The following is a 16,022-nucleotide window of genomic DNA, read 5'->3' as shown; positions in this document are numbered from 1 at the left end:
AAATCGAGGAGTCGATGTGACCACGCCCCCTGTTGCCCCGTCCCTTCCCACTGGATTCGACCCGACCGATCCGGGTGTCAACCTCCAGGGCATCCCGCACCGGGAGTTCCTGGAGCTGAGACAGACTGCACCGGTCTCCTGGGTGGAACAACCCGAGGACGCGCGATCCGGCATGACCGGTGGCACGGGCTACTGGGCGATCAGCCGCCACGAGGACGTCGCCGCGGTCTCGAAGAACAGCAAGGACTTCGTGACCAGCGAGAACACCGCGATCATCCGGTTCGCCCCGGACATGACGCGTGAGCAGGTGGAGCTGCAGCGCGTCATGCTGATCAACCAGGACCCGCCGGAGCACACGGCGACCCGGCAGATCATCAGCCGCGGTTTCACCCCCCGATCCATCGGAGCGCAGCGCGAGACGCTCGCCGCGCGAGCCGACGAGATCGTCCGTGCGGCGATCGACCGGGGAGAGGGCGACTTCGTCGAGGAGGTCGCTGCCGAGCTGCCCCTGCAGGCGATCGCCGACCTGCTCGGTGTGCCGCAGGCCGACCGCAAGAAGATCTTCGAGTGGTCCAACCAGATGCTGGCCTACGACGACCCTGACTACGACGTCGACCCGGAGGCCGCGAGCGTCGAGATCCTGAGCTACTTCATGGATCTGGCCGAGCAGCGCAAGGCGGAGCCCCGCGACGACATCGTGACCAAGCTCGTCAATGCCGGTGAGGACGGCGAGGGCATGACCTCGGACGCCTTCGGCTACTTCACCATCCTGCTCGCGGTGGCCGGCAACGAGACCACCCGCAACGCGATCACCCATGGCATGAACGCCTTCTTCGACAACCCCGAGCAGTGGGAGCTCTACAAGCGCGAACGGCCGGTGTCGGCGATCGATGAGATCATCCGTTGGGCCACGCCGGTCACGGTCTTCCAGCGCACCGCGGTCGACGACGTCGAGGTCGGTGGCGTGCCGGTGCAGAAGGGGCAGCGGGTCGGCCTGTTCTACGCCAGTGCCAACCACGACAGCGACGTCTTCGACGACCCCGGGACGTTCGACATCATGCGTGACCCGAATCCCCACCTGGCCTTCGGTGGCCACGGTGCGCACTACTGCGTCGGCGCCAACCTGGCGCGGCTGGAGATCGAGATCATGTTCAACGCGATCGCCGACCACATGCCCGACATCACGAAGCTGGCCGAGCCCAGCCGCCTGCGCAGTGGCTGGATCAACGGCGTGAAGGAGCTTCGCGTCAAGTACGTCTGAGGGTCGCGTCCCGACTACGTGTCACGGCGCAGAATGCCGGTGCGCCACGTCTCAGTGCCTCACGTGCCGGTGCGCCATGTGCCGGTGCGGCACGTGTCAGTGCGCCATGTGTCAGTGTTCGGGGCTTGCGCCCTGGCTCCCAGCGTCGCGCGGAGCCGGGTCAGGCCTGGGGTCGGTCCGCCCCCACGACCCACATGGCGAAGAACTGGGAGCCGCCACCGTAGGCGTGGCCGAGGGCGGTGCGGGCACCATCGACCTGGTGCTCGCCGGCCTCGCCCATGACCTGCAGCGCGGCCTCGCCGAAGCGCAGCATCCCGCTGGCGCCGATCGGGTTGGACGACAGCACCCCGCCGCTCATGTTGACGGGGATCCGGCCGTCGATGCGCGTCTGGCCGGCCTCGGTGAGCTTCCACCCGGTGCCCTGCTCGGCGAACCCCAGGTTCTCCAGCCACATGGGCTCGAACCATGAGAACGGCACGTAGATCTCCGCACAATCGATCTCATCGATCGGCGAGACGATGCCGGCCTGCTTCCAGAGCGCGGCCGCAGCCTCCCGGCCTGCCTGCGGGTTCACCTGGTCCCGCTCGGCCGCGGTGGTGGGCTCGCTGCGCATCTGGGTGCCGTGGATCCACGCCGGGTTAGTGATGTCCGAGCGGTCGACGGCAGACTCGGAGGCGATCACCATGGCGCACGCACCGTCCGACGACGGGCACGTCTCGTCGTACCGGATGGGGTCCCAGAGCATCTGCGACGCCAGCACGGACTCGACTGTGGTGTCGGCGTTGTGCAGGTGGGCGTACGGGTTGTGCAGCGCGTTCTGCCGGTCCTTCGCAGCGACGATCGCGCCGATGTGGTCCGGAGCCCCTGCGCGCCGGATGTAGGAGCGGACGTGCGGGGCGAAGTAGCCGCCCGCCCCTGCGTGGACCGGCATGATGAACGGCACCGCGATGGACAACGCCCACATCGCATTGGACTCCGACTGCTTCTCGAAGGCCACCGTCAGCACCCGCTCGTGGATGCCGGCCTGGACCAGTGAGGCAGCCACGATCGCGGTCGACCCGCCCACGGAACCGGCGGTGTGCACGCGCAGCAGCGGCTTGCCGGCCGCGCCGAGGGCCTCCGCGAGGTAGAGCTCGGGCATCATGACACCCTCGAACAGGTCGGGGGCCTTGCCCACCACGACGGCGTCGACGTCGGCGAACGTGAGCTCGGCGTCCGCGAGTGCCCGGTCGACGGCCTCGCGCAGCAGCCCTGCCATCGAGACGTCCTCACGCTTGGCACGGTGGTGCGTCTGGCCGACGCCAACCACGGCGGCGGGGATCTTGGTCATGGGCGTGCCTCCAGGGAGCAGACGAGGTTCTGCTGCAGGGCAGGACCGGAGGTGGCGTGGCCGAGCGCACGGTCGGAGTCGCCGGCCCAGATCCGCCGGGCCGCCTCCCCGATCCGATTCAGGCCCGCCGTGAACATCGGGTTGGCCGTGAGCGCCCCGCCGGACGGGTTGACGCGGACGTCGTCGCCCAGCCCGAGCGCCTCCTTGACGATCAGCTCCTGGTGGGAGAACGGCGCATGCAGCTCAGCCAGGTCCACGTCGCCCACCTGTGCTGCCGCCCCGGCGGTGGCCGTGCTCGTCGAGACGGTGAGGGCGCGGGCGTTGAGGGCGATCGGCTCGATGCGGTGCTCGAAGCCCGTGATCCAGGCGGCCCCGGTGTCGGTCGACTCCGCTGTGCCGGCCGCGGCGATCACCATGGCGGCGGCACCGTCGCTGACCGGTGCGCAGTCCCATCGGCGCAGCGGGTCGGCGTACATCGGCTGTCCGAGCACGTCCTCGACGGAGGTCGCCCCCTTGCGGATCGCCCACTCGTTGGCCTCGGCATCGCTCATCGAACGGGCGACCACCTGGGCCATGGTCTGGTCGTCCCAGAGCCCGCGGTCGAGTCCGAGCCTGGCCTGCAGACCCGCGATCGAGACGGTGTCCGGCCACAGCGGCGTCACCGTGTACGGGTCGAGCTGCATGGTCATGGTGCGACGCAAGGTGCCCGCCGACGCCTTGCCGAACCCGTAGACGAGTGCACTGTCGACCTCCCCGGTCTGGATCTTCACCCAGGCCTCGTACAGCGCCCATGCGGCGTCCATCTCGACGTGCGACTCCATGACGGGGGGCAGGGCCCCGATCCCATCGACGGCCGAGACGAAGGAGAACGACCGGCCCGCGAGGTAGTCGCTCGACCCGGAGCACCAGAAACCGATGTCGTCCTTGGTCCAGCCGGTCTGCTCGAAGAGGTCGGCGAAGATGGGCACGAGGAGCTCGACGCAGGTCGGGGACCCGTCGAACTCCTTCATCTGTCGCTGGGCAAATCCCACGACGGCTACGTCACGCATGGTCGATCCTCTACAGGTGCTGTCGGTAGGTCTCGAAGTCCGCGTCCGGCTCGTCGAGCGGCTCGAAGTGGCTGATGTTCTCGATCGTGGTGCTCCACTCCTCAGGTGGCTTCCACACCGCCCTGACCCGCATCCCCATCCGCACGTCGGCCGCGTCGATGCCGAGGATCAGGTGGAGGAAGGCGATGTCGGCGCCGTCGAGCAGGACGTAGGCCGACACGTACGGCGGCTCGATCTTCTGGCCGAGGAACGGCACGTTGACGATGCAGAACGTCGTGACCGTGCCGTGATCGGGCAGCTCGACCTCCTCACTGGTCGGGACGCCGTCGACGGGGCAGGCGCCCCGTGGGGGGACGTAGACCTTCTGGCAGACCGGGCACCGTTGCCCCAAGATTCGTCCATCGGCCAAGCCACGGAAGAAGGATGACTCCTCCGGGGACGCGGCGTAGTCGTAGTCGAGCCCGACCGGGGTGACGATCCCCGTCACCGCCAGGTCGGCTGGGTCGCCCTCCTGCTCCCGGACCGGGGCCTCGGCCAGGTCATCGGTCGAGTCGTCCTCGAGTGGCTCGAACCAGCTGATGTCGGTCATTGCGCCGACGGTCTCCTGCGCCCAGCGCGCCCGGACGCGCAGCCCGGTCTCCATCTGGTCCGCGGACTCGACCGCGACCGCGTGCAGCACGGGTCGGTCGGCTCCCTCGAGGAGGATCAGTGCGAAGGCGAACGGCCGGTCGAGTGGTTGACCGGCGACCGGTTCGGGCACCCACGACCAGCTGTGCACGACGCCCTCGTCGGCCACCGACACGAGGTCGTCGACCGGGTCCAGCGTGTGCGGGTCGTACTCCGGGGGCGGGACGACGACCGTTCCGTCGGACAACCTGCCACCCAGCACCTGCCGCCGCCTGAGCGCCGACATGAATGCGGACAGCGTCGGTCCGAGGGAACGGGTGTAGTCGAACTCGACCTTCAGGGGGGCGTGCAGCGTCCCGACCTCGCTCATGAGACCGAGTGAAACACGTTCTAGTTTTTTGGGCAAGAGCGCCCTACACTCGCGACCATGATCACGTCGGACGCCATCACCTGGAACGCTCCCCGCGACGACCATCCGGCCCGCGCGGCCTCACAGCGCTCGTACTCCGCCGTCGCCAAGGGCGACCTGCAGGAGTGGCTCACGGTGTACGCCGAGGACGCCGTGGTCGAGGACCCGGTCGGCCCGTCGATGTTCGATCCCGACGGCAACGGTCACCACGGACACGACGGGATCCGGGCGTTCTGGGAGGTCGCCATCGCCCCCGTGTATCGGTTCGAGTTCGTCATCAACGACTCCTTCGCGAACCCCGGCAGCAACACCTGCGCCAACATCGGCTCCATCACGACGTCGTTCGAGGACGGCAGTCACACCACGACCGACCTGATCATGGTGTACGTCGTGAACGACGATGGCCGAGTGGCCTCGATGAAGGCCTACTGGGAGCCGGACCGGACGATGGCGTCCTTCGTCCAGGGTGGCGGCGCCTGAGCCTCAGTCGCCCGAGCCCCGGCCCTGCCGTCCACGTGGCGGACGCGGCAGGAAGCGGGGCACCCGGTCGATCACCTCCTGGTAGCCCGGCCGACGCTCGAGGCTGCGCTGCTCCATCATCGGAATGCTCGCGTACCGGAACATCATCAGCATCGAGATCGCGCCGGCGAACAACCACCACCAGTCGCCGGGGCTTGCGGCAAGACCGAAGAGCGCGACCGAGAGCCAGAACCCCACCTCGCCGACGTAGTTCGGATGGCGCGACCAGCCCCACAGTCCGCGGTCCATCACCGCGCCGGTCTGCCGCTCACGGACGAATCGGTGCAGCTGGTCGTCGGCGATGAATTGCAGGGCGACGGCGGCAAGGCCGACGGCACAGGCCGCGACCTCCAGCCAGCCTGCTTCGCGCTCGGTGCGGGTGAGGGCGACGTACGCGGGCATCATCGCCAGGAACACCTGACCGGTCGGGACGAGGTGGATCGCCAGCAGGTCGGTGACGACCTCGAGTCCTCCAGTCCGCTCCTTGAGCAGGCGATAGCGCCAGTCCTCGTGGTGCAGTCCCGGCCAGGAGCGCACCCAGTTGCCCGTCAGTCGGGCCGCCCACACCCCGACGACCAGGGCCAGCAGCCAGACGCGGACGCCGTCGGCCCCGGTCTCGGCCCACCAGTAGACGAGGATGGCCGGCGGCGCGACGCTCCAGTACGCGTCGTAGAAGCTGGAGTTCCGGTACAGCCTGCTCGCCGCGAAGATCACGAGGGTGCCGAGGATGTCGGCCACGAGGGTGTCGAGCCACAATCGGTCCGTGCTCGGTCCGAGGATCAACCACGCGGTAGCGACGCCCAGTGCCACGACGTACGCCGCGGTGACGCGGAGCAGGGCGGCCTGCTTGCTCACGGGCTCGTTCCGGCCACGAGGTGCTGGACGGCGAGTGAGGCGAACACCATGGCCAGGCCCAGTGGGACGCCCGGCGCCGGGTACAGCGGCCCCAAGGCCGAGGCGGCGCTGTTGCTGGTTGCGTACAGGCCCGGGATCGGCGTCCCGTCGGCACGCAGCACTCGCCCGTGCTCATCGGTGACGAGACCGCCCTTGGTGCCGAGGTCGGAGAGCACGAACCGCGCGGCGTGGTACGGCGGCGTGTCGAGCCGCACGAGGGCCGGGTTGGGGCCCTGGCCGTTGGCGAAGAACCGGTCGTACTCGTCTGAGCCACGATCGAAGTCCTCGTCGACGCCGCGATCGGCGAACCCGTTGAACCGGTCGACGGTGGACTCGAGATCGCTCAGGTCGAGTCGCTCGGCGAGCTCGGCCACGCTGTCGGCACGGATCCAGGTGCCGGCATCGAGGTGCTCGTGCGGATCACCCTCAGGCATGGCGATCGCCGGCAGGCGGCCCTCCTCGCGGGAGTCGAAGACCAGGTAGGACGGGATGCGCTCGGGTGAGGCGGCCATCTCGCGACCGAACCGGTCGTACGGAAGGCACTCGTTGGCATAGCGCTGGCCATGGGCGTCGACCATGATGCCGCCGCGGAAGCCCAGCGTGAAGGAGCCGCCGCCGTCCGGCTGGGCGAGTCCCGGGCAGAACCAGGCTTGGTCCAGGTGCCCCGCCTGGGCCCCGAGGGCGATGCCGGCCTCGATCGGCTCGCCGGCATTGGTGCCGGCCGGCGCCATCGACCACGCGGCGCCCCCGGGCACGCCATGTTCCTCGCGGAGCCGCGTGTTGCCCTCGAATCCTCCGGACGCGACCAGGACCCCGCTTCGGGCGCGGATCGATGTGGTGGTCCCGTCGGTGTGCGCCTCGACCCCGACCACGCGGCCGTCCTCGACCACGTAGTCGGTGACGCGGTGTCCGGTCAGCACGGTGCCGCCGTCGCGGACGAAGCCGTTCAGGGCGCGTGCGATCAGCGCCTGCCCCCCGGTGAGCGTCCGGCGGCCGCCGGCGCCCGTGCGGTCACGCTCGACCGGAGGCCGGACGAGTGCGGCCACCTGGTCGGGCAGCTCGTCGCGCCGGATGTTCGTGGGCTGGATCGATCGGCCCATGGGGACGCGACCCGGTGCATCGAAGTACTCGGGGAAGGGAAGCCACTCGAACTGGAAGGCTTCGTCGTCCTCCATGGCTGCGACCAGCCGCGGCGCCTCGGCCAGGAACGCCTCGATCCGGGCTCGCGTCGAGGCCGAGCTCGATGCAGGGATCAGCGCGTTCAGGTAGGTGCGGGCGGACTCGGTGGAGTCGGCGATCCCGGCACGCTGCTGCACGTCGGAGCCGGGAAGCCAGCAGGCGCCGCCGGAGTAGGCCGAGGTGCCGCCGAGCAGCTCAGTGCGCTCCAGCAGGACGGTGCTCAGGCCGGCACGCTGGGCCAGGTGGGCGCCGACCATGGCTCCGCCGCCCGAGCCGACGACCACCACGTCATAGGTCATTGCCCAATGATAGAACACGTTCTAGTGTCGGGGTCATGTCTGCGCCTTCTGGTCCTGCCGTCACCGGGGACATGTACCGCGGTCCACACTCCGGCGAGATGCTGCTCCACTCGCTGCGGCGGCACGCTGCCGCGCCTGTGATGCAGCTGGGGGAGCGCACCATCACTGGTCGGGAGATGGTCGATGAGATGAGCCGCTACGTGCGTGCACTGGAGGACCTCGGTGCCGGCACCGGCACTGCGGTCGGGCTGCTGGCGGCCAACCGGCCCGAGGTGCTGTTCCTCATCGGGGCGGGGCAGACGCAGGGCTATCGGCGTACCGCGCTGCACCCGCTCGGCTCGCTGGACGACCACGCCTACGTGCTCGACGACGCCGGCGTCAGTGCGCTGATCGTCGACAACGTGCCCAGCTTCCTGGAGCGTGCCGATGCACTGCAGCAGCAGGTGCCGTCGCTGCAGACCGTCATCACCATCGACGACCTCGCCGCCAAGGCGGCGACGTACGACCCCGAGCCCCTGGTTGCCAAGGAGCTCGCCCCGGACCACGTCGTCGGCATCACCTACACCGGTGGCACCACCGGCCAGCCCAAGGGTGTGATCGGCACGGCGGCGAGCATCGCCGCCATGACTCAGGTGCAGCTGGCCGAGTGGGAGTGGCCAGAGACGCCGGCCTTCCTGCTCTGCACGCCGCTGTCGCATGCCGGTGCGGCCTTCTTCGCGCCCACCGTGGCCAAGGGTGGACGCCTCGTGGTGCTGCCGGGGTTCGATCCTGAGACCGTGCTGCGCACCATCGAGGAGCAGCGCATCACCGCGACGATGCTGGTGCCGAGCATGCTCTACGCGCTCATGGACCACCCGGACTCCCGTACCCGGGACCTGTCCAGCCTGGAGACCATCTACTACGGGGCTTCCGCAATCAATCCGACCCGGCTGGCGGAGGCGATCGAGCGCTTCGGCCCGATCTTTGCCCAGTACTTCGGGCAGTCCGAGTGCCCCATGGTGATCTCCTACCTTGCCAAGGCCGACCACACGCCGCAGCGGCTCGGGAGCTGCGGGCGTCCCAGTGCGTTCCTGCGTACGGCTCTGCTCGGTGAGGACGGAGAGCCCGTGGCGCCGGGGGAGCCTGGTGAGATCTGCGTCGCCGGCCCGGTGCTCGCAAGCGGCTACTGGAACAAGCCGGAGGAGACCGCAGAGGCCTTCCACGGTGGCTGGTTGCACACTGGCGACGTCGCCCGCGAGGACGAGGATGGCTTCTGGTACATCGTCGACCGGGTCAAGGACATGATCGTCACCGGTGGCTTCAACGTGTTCCCACGCGAGGTCGAGGACGTCGTTGCCGAGCATCCGGCCGTCGCCCAGGTCGGGGTGATCGGCACGCCGCACGAGAAGTTCGGGGAGGCGGTCACCGCCGTCGTCGTGCTGCGAGCCGACGTCGACCACGGCGAGGAGTCGATCGACCGGCTGACCGTGGAGATCCAGGCGTCGGTGAAGGCCAAGAAGGGCTCGGTCCACTCGCCGAAGCAGGTCGTCGTCCGGGACTCCCTGCCTCTCACCCCGCTGGGCAAGCCGGACAAGAAGGCTCTGCGGGCGCAGTTCTGGTCGGGGGACCGCAGCGTCGGCTGAGGTCCCCCCTGGCGGGGGTGCCGGGCCGTGGGCGGCGTCCTTGCCCCGGGGTTGCTACCACCGGCTCACCAACGTGACCCGAGATCGACCAGGCCCCCGGCGGGGGTGCCGGGCCGTGGGCGGCAGATGAAGCAGCTCAATGGCCGGTGAACTCCGGGGCCCGCTTCTCGGCGAAGGCCCGTGGGCCCTCCTTGGCGTCGTCCGAGGCGAAGACGGCGGCGCCGACGGCGGCGTCTGCCTTCCAGCACTCGTCCTCGTGCTTGCCCTCGGAGTCCCGGATGGTCGTCAGGATCGCCTGGACTGCCAGGGGTCCGTTCGCCGCGATGAGGCCGGCGATCTCGTGTGCCTTCTCGAGCGCTCCGCCATCGGGGACGACATGGCCGATGAGACCGATGTCCTTGGCCTCCGGTGCCTTGACGTGTCGACCGGTGAGCAGCAGGTCGGCGGCCACGGTGTAGGCCAGCTGTCGGGGCAGGCGCACCGCCGAGCCGCCCAGTGGGTACAGCCCCCACCGGGCCTCGGAGACCCCGAACCTCGCCGACTGGCCGGCGATGCGGATGTCGGTGGCCTGCAGGATCTCTGTGCCGCCGGCGATCGCCGGGCCCTCGACGGCCGCGATGAGCGGCTTGTTCACCCGGTGGCCCTTGAGCAGCGGCTTGATGACGGAGGGGTCGAAGTCGCCGGACTCGAACCGGTCCGAGGGGGCGGAGGACGACATCGCCTTGAGGTCGGCACCGGCGCAGAAGGACCCTCCGGCGCCGGTCAGGATCACTGCCCGTACGTGGGGATCGGAGTTCGCCCGGTCCCAGGCGTCGCTCATGATCGCCAGCATCTCCGCCGACAGCGCATTGCGCGCCTCGGGGCGGTTCATGGTGACGACCAGTGTGTGGCCCTCCAGCTCGACGAGGCAGTGAGGGTCGCTGGCGGTGGTGGGTTCGGTCTTCTCCGGCATGCGTGACACCCTAGTCAAGAATAAGAACATGTTCTAGTCTTGGGTGATGCCGCTGAACATCGCCGATCTCTTCGAGCACGCAGTCGACGTCGTCCCCGACCGCCCGGTCGTCCAGGTCCGGTCACGCACGGTGAGCTATGCCGAGCTGGAGGCACAGTCCAACCAGCTGGCGCACTTCCTGTCCTCGCGTGGCATCAGCCGCGGTGACCACGTCGGGATCTATGCGAAGAACAGCATCGAGCACGTCGTGGCGCTGCTCGCGATCTTCAAGATCCGCGCTGTGGCGATCAACGTGAACTACCGGTACGTCGAGACCGAGCTCGACTACCTCGTGGAGAACTCCGACATGGTCGGACTCCTGCACGATCGTCCGTACGCTGACCTGGTGGCGCGGGTCGCGCCCTCGCATGCCGCGCTCACCACGTTCGTGGCCCTCCCCGACGTGACTGACCCGGACAACCAGGCGGACCTCGGTGCCTTCGGCGGCATCACGTGGGAGGACGCACTGGCCGGGCAGAGCGCCGAGCGTGACTTCGAGGAGCGCAGCGGTGACGACCTGTACATCGTCTACACCGGCGGCACCACCGGATTCCCCAAGGGTGTCATGTGGCGGCACGAGGACTTCTGGCGAGTTCTCGGCGGCGGCATCGACTTCATGACCGGCGAACGGCTCGAGGAGTACTCGCAGTCCAAGCAGGCCGAGACCAACGACCCGATGGTGACGTTCCCGCTGAGCCCGCTCATGCACGGCGGCGCCCAGGCGGCACTGTTGATGCACCTGTTCGCCGGGCACCTCACGATCCTCGAGCCGACGTTCGACCCGGATCGGACCTGGCAGGTCATCGACCGTGAGAAGGTCCAGCTGATCTTCATGACCGGCGACGCCATGGCGCGCCCGCTGATCGAGGCCCACGCGGCCGGCGGGTACGACGGCAGCTCGCTGGTGGCGGTGGCCAACAGTGCCGCGGTCTTCAGCCGTTCCGTGAAGGAGAGCTGGATGAAGACGTTCCCGAACGCCTTCTTCACCGACTCGGTCGGCGCCTCGGAGACCGGGTTCTCCGGTACCGGACTGCAGGACAGCGACAACATCAAGGGTGAGGGGCCCGTCGTCTCGCTGGGCGCGGAGACGGTCGTCCTCGACCTCCACAACCGGGTCATCGACCCCTCCGACGTCGGTGCGACCGGCCGGATCGCCCGTTCGGGGAGCGTTCCGCTCGGTTACTACCGCGATCCGGAGAAGTCGGCGCGAACCTTCCTCGAGGTCGACGGCGTGCGGTACTCCGTCCCCGGCGACTTCGCGAGGATCGAGGCCGACAACAAGGTCACACTGCTCGGCCGTGGTTCGAACTGCATCAACACCGGCGGGGAGAAGGTGTACCCCGAGGAGGTCGAGATGGCCCTCAAGAGTCATCCCGATGTCTACGACGTGCTGGTCGTCGGCCTCCCCGACGAGCGTTGGGGGCAGCAGGTCTCAGCGGTGCTCCAGCCGCGGGCCGGCGCTCGACCCGAGCTTGAGGACCTGCGCGCCCATCTGCGTCCGATGCTCTCGGGCTACAAGCTCCCTCGCTCGGTCGTCCATGTCGACGAGATCCCGCGCAGCGCGACTGGCAAGGCCAACTACCCAGCCGCCAAGAAGCTGGCCGTGGCTCGAAGAGCGTCGGACGAGACGTCCGCCTCGGCGCTGGCGGCGGAGTAGGCGGCGGATGCGTACCGAGCTTTGCGACCGGTTCGGGATCGACGTCCCGATCGTCGCCTTCACGCCGTCCGAGCACGTCGCCGCCGCAGTCTCCAGGGCCGGAGGCCTTGGCGTGCTCGGCGCCGTCCGCTTCAACGAGCCGGGAGAGCTGGACCGCGCCCTGGACTGGCTCGATGAGAACACCGACGGCAGACCGTACGGCGTCGACGTCGTGATGCCGATGACGGTCCCGACCGAGGGGACGTCGGTCGACCTCGCCTCGATGATCCCCGAGGCGCATGTGAGCTTCGTCGAACGGACGCTGCAGAAGCTTGGTGTCCCACCACTTCCCGACGGGCAGGGCCGCGAAGGCGTGCTGGGCTGGCTGCACTCGGTGGCGCGCTCGCACGTCGATGTCGCCCTCGCCCACCGGCCGGTGCTGATCGCCAATGCGCTCGGGTCGCCACCGGTTGACGTGATCGAGAAGGCCCACGAGCACGGTGTCCAGGTGGCCGCGCTCGCCGGAGCGGCCAAGCATGCGCTGTCGCACGTCGCGAACGGTGTGGACGTCATCGTCGCCCAGGGTTACGAGGCGGGCGGCCACACCGGCGAGATCGCCAGCATGGTGCTGACCCCGGAGGTCGTGGACGCTGTGGGCCCGGACGTCCCGGTGCTGGGTGCGGGGGGCATCGGCCGCGGCCGGCAGGTTGCCGCGTCGCTGGCCCTGGGGGCCCAGGGGGTCTGGACCGGTTCGGTGTGGCTGACCACCGAGGAGTACCAGGCGCTCAACACCAACACGGCGATGACCGAGGCGTTCCTGCGCGCGTCCACCGCTGACACCGTCCGCACGCGCATCTACACGGGCAAGCCGGCCCGTCTTCTCAGGACGAGGTGGACCGAGGCGTGGGAGGTCGAGGATGCACCGACCCCGCTGCCGATGCCGTTGCAGAACCTCCTGGTGGCCGACGCGCACAACCGCATGAGCGCGGCCGACAACCCGGACGCCATCTCGATGCCGGTGGGCCAGATCGTGGGGTCGATGGATGAGGTACGGCCCGTCGCCGACGTGATGGCCGACCTGGTCAGCGAGTACGAGCAGACGGTGGAGCGGCTCTCGTCGATCTAGACACCGGCACTCAGGTGCGTATGACGGTGTGCTGGCGGTCGTGTCGGTGTTGGAGGTCTCGGGTGATGTGCCGGACCTGTTGGAGTGGCTTGGTTCATCACGGTGTGGCCGAGGTGCTTGAGCCGTAGGAGAACAAGGCGACCTGCTTGGTCCGGCCCCGGCCCGTCGAGGCTGCCTCACCAACGTCGGGCAGCTCCTTGGCGGTGCGGGTTGCCGTCACCAGATGCTTGGTCTCCGCGACGTCGAGAGCGAAGGTGGCTTCCATGCCCAATGCGACTCGAACAGAATAGCGAAGACCATGGGCCAACGGCTGGTGATCCAGCAGCTTCCTGCGGTCAGGACGTGGCCCGTGCGCTCACCGGGGCGCCCAGAGGGAGCTCGTCGTGCTCAGGGAGCGTCGGGGCAGACGTGATAGCCGGTCCCGCGTTCCTCGCGGACCCAGGCGAACCTCCCGAGACCAGCGAGATCCCTCTTGAGGACCTTGTGGGTCGCGGTGCGGGGGAGGTCGTCGACGAGCTGCACGTAGCGAGGGCGGGCCTTGGGTGAGAGGTCGCTCTGGTCGTCGAGGAAGCGCTCAAAGGCATCGGCCGTCAGGTCGCCGCGCAGCACCAGCGCTGCGGCGACCTGGTCCCCTGAGCGTTCGTCGGGCGTGGCGTACACCGCCGCCTGGCTGATGGCGGGATGACGGAGCATGACCTGCTCGATCGGGGCGCAGGCGAGGTTCTCGCCGTCGACCCGCAGCCACTCAGCGGTTCGACCAGCGAACCAGACCCAGCCGTCGCAGTCACGGTAGGCGAGGTCACCGGACCAGTACATGCCGCCGCGCATCCGCTCGGCGTTCGCCTCGTCATCGTTGTAGTACCCCGCGAACTGACCGGTGCCGTGGGTGTTGACGAGCTCCCCGACGCATGCGTCGAGGTTGGTGACGCGGCCGGCCGCGTCGAACGTCGCCGGCGGGCACTCACCTGCGGTCTCGGGGTCGAGGACGGCGACGCCCTCGCCCGGCCAGCCCAGCGCGCCGGCGGGCGTGCCCGCGACCTTGCTGACGACGACAGCGTTCTCCGTCGACCCGAAACCGTCCACCACCCGGCATCCGAAGCGTCGCGCGAACGACTCGGTGTCGCGATCGCCGGCCTCGTTCCCGAAGACGAGGCGCAACGGGTTGTCGGCGTCATCGGCCCGTTCGGGGGTGTCCAGCACGTAGGTGAGGGCCTTGCCGACGTACGACGCGTAGGTGGCGCCGAACCGGCGGACGTCGGGCAGGAGCTCAGAGGCGGAGAATCGCTCCCGCAGCGCGACCGCGGCGCCCGTGACGAGGGCCGGCGCCCATCCCGCCATGACGGCGTTGGAGTGGAACAAGGGCATGGCGACGTAGTGCACGTCCTCCTCGGTGAGCCCCAGCCGCGCGGTGAGGTGGTGTCCCGGCCCCGTCACCTTCTCGTGGGTGATCCGCACCGCCTTGGGGCGCCCGCTCGTGCCCGAGGTGAAGATCAGCATGAACAGGGACTCGCCGGTGCACGCCCGCCCCACGTCCGCCGGGACGGGCCGCTCGCTGCTCACCGCGTCCCGCCACATGGAATCGCCGGTGTCGATCACGGTGATGCCTGACAGGTCCAGCCCGTCGAGCAGATGACGTTGACTGCGGTCGGTCACCAAGCACTGGACGTCGGCCCGATGGAGGTCGGCCACCAGGGCCGCGCCGCGCCGGGTGCTGTTCACCCCGACCGCGACGTGACCACCGAGCGCCGCAGCGGCCAGGCCGAGGAGCATCTCGGGCGTGTTGTCGAGCAGCAGTCCGACGTGTGGAGGCTTGCGTGGGTCGAGGAGGCGCGTCACCGCTGCTGCGCGTGCCGATGCATCAGCGACCAGCTCGCGCCACGTCCAGGTCCGCCCGTGCGTCAGCAGGGCCGGGGTGTCCTGCCCGGCGCGTGCCAGCAGCAGGTCCCGGACCGTCATGCGGGGCCGGCCGCCAGGAGGCGGCCGAGCCGCAGTGCCTGCTCCGTGGCCCCGCCGTGCTCGCTCTCGAGCCGCTTGGCGGCGGTGAAGTAGCGGTGGGGCACGCCGTCGAGATCGATGCCGACGCCGCCATGGACGTGCACCGTCGTGTGGGCGATGCGGTGACCAGCATCGGCGGCCCAGAGCTTGGCGGTGGCGACAGCGTCCTCCGCGGGGACGCCCGCCTGGAGGCGCCACGCGGCCTGCCAGAGCGTGAGCGCCTGCAGCCGGGTGTCGATGTAACCGTCGGCGAGGCGCTGCGACACGGCCTGGAACGACCCGATCGGGCGATCGAACTGTTCGCGGGTGCTCGCATACTGCGCGGTGAGGCCGAGGGCGTGCTCGGTGACGCCGAGCTGCACGGCGCAGGTCGCGACGGTCGCCAGATCCCTCAGGCGCTCGGCACTCCCATTCTCGCCGGCACTGCCGACCCGTCGTTCGGCCGGGACCTGCACGTCGTCGAGGTCGAGGAGTCCGACGACGTCGCCGTCACTGAGCCGCTGCTCGCGAATGCCCACCGCTGCGGCGTCCACCAGGAAGACCACGACGCCATCGGGCGTGGTGGCGGGCACGAGGAACATGCTCGCCACCGTGGCTGCGGGCACTAGATGCTTGGTGCCCGCGAGGACGTACCCGGCGCCGTCGAGCGTCGCCGTCGTCGTCGGGACGGTGGGAACGTGCTCGTGCTCCTCGGCGATCGCCAGGCTCAGCACGTTGCCCCACCCGTCGTCCGGCGTGGGTGCGGCGAGTCGGCGCTGCTCGTGCGTGCCGTGCTCGGCGACGAACAGGCGCGCGACGGTGTCCGAGGCGAGCGGGACGGGGGCGACGGTGCGCCCGACCTCCACGAGGACGCGGCACAGCTCGACGAGGCCGAGCCCTCCGCCCCCCTCGTCCTCAGGCGTGGTGAGGGAGCGCAGGCCGGCGTGGCCGAGGGCACGCCACAGGACCGGGTCGAGCCGATCGCCGCCGGCCTCGACCTTCGCCAGCTGTTCGGGCGTCGTGTGGTCGGTGAGGATCGTCGCGGCCAGCGCGGCGGCTTCCTCGGCCTCGGTGGTGAAGGTGAAGTCCATGGGCGTCTATCCTCA

The 16,022-nt window shown here is 69.5% G+C and carries 14 protein-coding genes; 5 read left to right on the top strand and 9 right to left on the bottom strand.

All coding sequences use genetic code 11. From position 1 onward, the window contains the following. Positions 1-16 precede the first annotated feature (16 nt). Positions 17-1,261, top strand: a complete 1,245-nt coding sequence (locus tag ACEVFP_RS10825; RefSeq protein WP_374999472.1) for a cytochrome P450 — start codon at positions 17-19, stop codon at positions 1,259-1,261. Positions 1,262-1,421: 160 nt separating this feature from the next. On the opposite strand, the gene ACEVFP_RS10820 is transcribed toward ACEVFP_RS10825, so the two are convergent. Genes ACEVFP_RS10820 through ACEVFP_RS10810 form a run of 3 tightly spaced genes read right to left on the bottom strand, consistent with a single transcriptional unit; the run spans position 1,422 to position 4,637 of the window. Then, the gene (locus ACEVFP_RS10820; RefSeq protein WP_374999471.1) at positions 1,422-2,591 is read right to left on the bottom strand and encodes a thiolase domain-containing protein; all 1,170 of its coding nucleotides are present in this window, start codon (positions 2,589-2,591) and stop codon (positions 1,422-1,424) included. Continuing rightward, positions 2,588-3,640 (bottom strand): thiolase domain-containing protein, encoded by a 1,053-nt coding sequence (locus ACEVFP_RS10815; protein ID WP_374999470.1) that lies wholly within the window; start codon positions 3,638-3,640, stop codon positions 2,588-2,590. Before ACEVFP_RS10815 ends, ACEVFP_RS10820 begins: the two co-directional genes overlap by 4 nt. A 10-nt stretch (positions 3,641-3,650) precedes the next feature. Next, positions 3,651-4,637 (bottom strand): Zn-ribbon domain-containing OB-fold protein, encoded by a 987-nt coding sequence (locus ACEVFP_RS10810; protein WP_374999469.1) that lies wholly within the window; start codon positions 4,635-4,637, stop codon positions 3,651-3,653. A 57-nt stretch (positions 4,638-4,694) separates the two neighbouring features. Between ACEVFP_RS10810 and ACEVFP_RS10805 the strand changes: the two genes are divergently transcribed. Next, positions 4,695-5,156 carry a nuclear transport factor 2 family protein gene (locus tag ACEVFP_RS10805; RefSeq protein WP_374999468.1) on the top strand — a complete coding sequence of 154 codons (462 nt, stop codon included), beginning with the start codon at positions 4,695-4,697 and terminating at the stop codon, positions 5,154-5,156. Between the two features lie 3 nt (positions 5,157-5,159). Here ACEVFP_RS10805 and ACEVFP_RS10800 read toward each other — a convergent pair whose 3' ends face one another. After that, positions 5,160-6,050 carry a DUF1295 domain-containing protein gene (locus ACEVFP_RS10800; protein ID WP_374999467.1) on the bottom strand — a complete coding sequence of 297 codons (891 nt, stop codon included), beginning with the start codon at positions 6,048-6,050 and terminating at the stop codon, positions 5,160-5,162. Continuing rightward, entirely contained in the window at positions 6,047-7,567 is a 1,521-nt protein-coding gene (locus ACEVFP_RS10795; RefSeq protein WP_374999466.1) for an FAD-dependent oxidoreductase, read from the bottom strand. Before ACEVFP_RS10795 ends, ACEVFP_RS10800 begins: the two co-directional genes overlap by 4 nt. Positions 7,568-7,602: 35 nt before the next feature. Here ACEVFP_RS10795 and fadD8 point away from each other — a divergent pair, with 35 nt between their 5' ends. Then, positions 7,603-9,189, top strand: a complete 1,587-nt coding sequence (fadD8, locus tag ACEVFP_RS10790; protein WP_374999465.1) for a fatty-acid--CoA ligase FadD8 — start codon at positions 7,603-7,605, stop codon at positions 9,187-9,189. 136 nt (positions 9,190-9,325) lie between these two features. Here the strand turns inward: fadD8 and ACEVFP_RS10785 are convergent, their stop codons facing one another. Further along, a complete protein-coding gene (locus ACEVFP_RS10785) occupies positions 9,326-10,141 on the bottom strand; it encodes a crotonase/enoyl-CoA hydratase family protein (protein WP_374999464.1) in 816 nt (271 codons plus the stop codon). A 46-nt stretch (positions 10,142-10,187) separates the two neighbouring features. Between ACEVFP_RS10785 and ACEVFP_RS10780 the strand changes: the two genes are divergently transcribed. Both ACEVFP_RS10780 and ACEVFP_RS10775 read left to right on the top strand, forming a co-directional pair. Beyond that, the gene (locus tag ACEVFP_RS10780; RefSeq protein WP_374999463.1) at positions 10,188-11,837 is read left to right on the top strand and encodes an acyl-CoA synthetase; all 1,650 of its coding nucleotides are present in this window, start codon (positions 10,188-10,190) and stop codon (positions 11,835-11,837) included. Between the two features lie 7 nt (positions 11,838-11,844). Then, a complete protein-coding gene (locus tag ACEVFP_RS10775) occupies positions 11,845-12,942 on the top strand; it encodes an NAD(P)H-dependent flavin oxidoreductase (RefSeq protein ID WP_374999462.1) in 1,098 nt (365 codons plus the stop codon). Between the two features lie 97 nt (positions 12,943-13,039). Here the strand turns inward: ACEVFP_RS10775 and ACEVFP_RS10770 are convergent, their stop codons facing one another. The 3 genes from ACEVFP_RS10770 to ACEVFP_RS10760 form a co-directional block, all read right to left on the bottom strand. After that, positions 13,040-13,207 (bottom strand): hypothetical protein, encoded by a 168-nt coding sequence (locus ACEVFP_RS10770; RefSeq protein ID WP_374999461.1) that lies wholly within the window; start codon positions 13,205-13,207, stop codon positions 13,040-13,042. 122 nt (positions 13,208-13,329) lie between these two features. Next, positions 13,330-14,898 (bottom strand): AMP-binding protein, encoded by a 1,569-nt coding sequence (locus tag ACEVFP_RS10765; RefSeq protein WP_374999460.1) that lies wholly within the window; start codon positions 14,896-14,898, stop codon positions 13,330-13,332. Beyond that, a complete protein-coding gene (locus ACEVFP_RS10760; protein ID WP_374999459.1) occupies positions 14,895-16,007 on the bottom strand; it encodes an acyl-CoA dehydrogenase family protein in 1,113 nt (370 codons plus the stop codon). The genes ACEVFP_RS10765 and ACEVFP_RS10760 overlap by 4 nt, the downstream gene beginning before the upstream one ends. Positions 16,008-16,022 lie beyond the last annotated feature (15 nt).

This window comes from Aeromicrobium sp. CTD01-1L150, assembly GCF_041951745.1.
Classification (GTDB): Bacteria; Actinomycetota; Actinomycetes; order Propionibacteriales; family Nocardioidaceae; genus Aeromicrobium.
This window is presented reverse-complemented; position numbering and strand designations above follow the sequence as displayed.

Bases quoted from the DNA above. Each gene is read 5' to 3' on its own strand.
- ACEVFP_RS10775 (WP_374999462.1), top strand. From the start codon at position 11,845: ATGCGTACCGAGCTTTGCGACCGGTTCGGGATCGACGTCCCGATCGTC.
- ACEVFP_RS10780 (WP_374999463.1), top strand. From the start codon at position 10,188: ATGCCGCTGAACATCGCCGATCTCTTCGAGCACGCAGTCGACGTCGTC.
- ACEVFP_RS10810 (WP_374999469.1), bottom strand. From the start codon at position 4,637: ATGAGCGAGGTCGGGACGCTGCACGCCCCCCTGAAGGTCGAGTTCGAC.
- ACEVFP_RS10785 (WP_374999464.1), bottom strand. From the start codon at position 10,141: ATGCCGGAGAAGACCGAACCCACCACCGCCAGCGACCCTCACTGCCTC.
- ACEVFP_RS10770 (WP_374999461.1), bottom strand. From the start codon at position 13,207: ATGGAAGCCACCTTCGCTCTCGACGTCGCGGAGACCAAGCATCTGGTG.
- ACEVFP_RS10820 (WP_374999471.1), bottom strand. From the start codon at position 2,591: ATGACCAAGATCCCCGCCGCCGTGGTTGGCGTCGGCCAGACGCACCAC.
- ACEVFP_RS10795 (WP_374999466.1), bottom strand. From the start codon at position 7,567: ATGACCTATGACGTGGTGGTCGTCGGCTCGGGCGGCGGAGCCATGGTC.
- ACEVFP_RS10805 (WP_374999468.1), top strand. From the start codon at position 4,695: ATGATCACGTCGGACGCCATCACCTGGAACGCTCCCCGCGACGACCAT.
- ACEVFP_RS10760 (WP_374999459.1), bottom strand. From the start codon at position 16,007: ATGGACTTCACCTTCACCACCGAGGCCGAGGAAGCCGCCGCGCTGGCC.
- fadD8 (WP_374999465.1), top strand. From the start codon at position 7,603: ATGTCTGCGCCTTCTGGTCCTGCCGTCACCGGGGACATGTACCGCGGT.
- ACEVFP_RS10765 (WP_374999460.1), bottom strand. From the start codon at position 14,898: ATGACGGTCCGGGACCTGCTGCTGGCACGCGCCGGGCAGGACACCCCG.
- ACEVFP_RS10815 (WP_374999470.1), bottom strand. From the start codon at position 3,640: ATGCGTGACGTAGCCGTCGTGGGATTTGCCCAGCGACAGATGAAGGAG.